The sequence below is a fragment of the Streptomyces sp. NPDC043952 genome (assembly GCF_056435325.1).
This window is the reverse complement of sequence record NZ_JBWKES010000074.1, coordinates 1-1754: the sequence shown is the minus strand read 5'-3', so window position 1 is coordinate 1754 and position 1754 is coordinate 1. Positions and strand designations below refer to the sequence as shown.

Below are 1754 nucleotides of genomic sequence, written 5' to 3'. Positions count from 1 at the left end.
TGTTGTCAGTCCGTCTGAGCGCACAGGGAGGGTGCCCAAGATCGTTTTGTGACGAACGAACACCTGGACACCCTCATCACCGGACTGTACGTGAAGGTCGACGACGAGATTGGAGAGAGCCGATGCCTGGGCAGGCCACCGCAGTTGAGCGACTCCGAGCTGGTCTGTCTGGCCGTCGCGCAGGCTCTGCTGGGCTTCGCATCGGAAGCCCGCTGGCTGCGGTTCGCCCATGCCAACCTGGGCTCGATGTTCCCGTACCTGCCCAAGCGGCCCGGATACAACAAGCGGCTGCGGGCCGCGTTGCCACTGGTCAAGAAGGCGATACGGCTGCTTGCCGTGGACAGCGACTTCTGGTTCGACAACCACTGGATCGTCGACTCCATGCCGGTGCCATGCGGCAGGTCCCGGCCCACGGTGAAGCGGTCGGATATGGCCGGCTGGGCCGGATACGGGTACTGCGCCTCCCACTCGCGGTTCTTCTGGGGTCTGCGCCTGCACCTGGTCTGCACCCCGACCGGCATGCCCATCACGTGGGCACTCGCGAACCCGAAGATCGACGAGCGGGAGGTGCTGGCCTCGATGCTGGACCGCGAGCCGCACCTGGCCACCGACCGGCCGGGGCTGTTGGTCATCGCGGACAAGGGCTTCGCCTCCAAGGAGTTCGAAAACGACCTCGCGATGCGAGGCGCTGAACTGCTCCGGCCGTCCTTCAAACGGGAACAGCGGCGCAAGGGCGAGTCTCTGCTGAAGTCGGTGCGGCAGCTGATCGAGTCGGTCAACGACACGCTGAAGGGCCAGTTGGACCTCGAACAGCACGGCGGACGCACCTTCGAGGGCGTGGCCGTCCGGGTCGCCCAGCGCATCCTCGCGATGGCTGCCACGATCTGGCACAACCACAAGACCGGCGCCCCTGTCCTTCGGTCGCTGACCGCATTCGATCACTGACCGCCACGTAACGGTGCCTCGTGCTCAACCGGCGACGTGGTCTCGTCGGGGCAAGGGCGTTCACGGGCGGTCAGCGGCCGTCTTGGGCGGCCCGGCCACGCCGACACACGCCTCGTTGCCCTCGGGGTCGGCCAGCACCCAGTTTGACGGCGCGTCGGCGTCGTTCACCAGGCGGCCACCGGCGGCGAGCGCCGCGGCTATCCGTGCCTCGGCCTGGTCGTATGGCACCCAGACGTCGACGTGGACCCGGTTGCGCTGCGGGCGCGGTGCGTCCATGTGCTGGAAGTAGAACGGTGCTCCGCGGCGGTGCGGGTCGATCAGGTCTTCGCCGCTGTTCGCACGGTCCTGGTAACCGAGCAGGGCACGCCAGAAGGGCACCACGTCGGGAACGGCGAGGGCATCGACGGTGACCTGGACGGTCTGCACGGCGGACGGGTCGGCTGGGATGTCCAGCGTGCGCGCCACTGCCGAGATCTGCCGGGCCAGCTCGATGTGCCCCTCGGTCAGCCCGTAATAATCGTCCGTGATCGTGATCAGCCGTATGGTCACCCCCTCGTGCCGCAGGTCGACGTCCGGGTACCCGTCCCCCACGCCCGGCAACTCGCTGATCGCCTGCACGAGCCCGGCGCCGACCGTGAACGACCCGGTGCGGTAGTACGCGCACGCCCCCTCGCCCAGCACACGCCAGTCCTCCAGGCCGATGGTCTCGTGGAACTGCTGCGGCCTGATGCGCTCGATCTTGCCCTCTACATAGGTCATGCGCTCAACGTAGCGTGCAGGTCCGACAACTCCTCTCAACCATTCGGCCC

General features: G+C 67.4%; 2 protein-coding genes. One reads left to right on the top strand and one right to left on the bottom strand.

Annotation, left to right across the window (positions count from 1 at the left end; translation table 11 throughout):
• Positions 1-48 precede the first annotated feature (48 nt).
• A complete protein-coding gene (locus AC069R_RS34040; RefSeq protein ID WP_478770560.1) occupies positions 49-945 on the top strand; it encodes an IS982 family transposase in 897 nt (298 codons plus the stop codon).
• 60 nt (positions 946-1005) lie between these two features.
• Here the strand turns inward: AC069R_RS34040 and AC069R_RS34035 are convergent, their stop codons facing one another.
• Positions 1006-1704 carry a VOC family protein gene (locus AC069R_RS34035; RefSeq protein ID WP_478770559.1) on the bottom strand — a complete coding sequence of 233 codons (699 nt, stop codon included), beginning with the start codon at positions 1702-1704 and terminating at the stop codon, positions 1006-1008.
• Between the last annotated feature and the right edge of the window lie 50 nt (positions 1705-1754).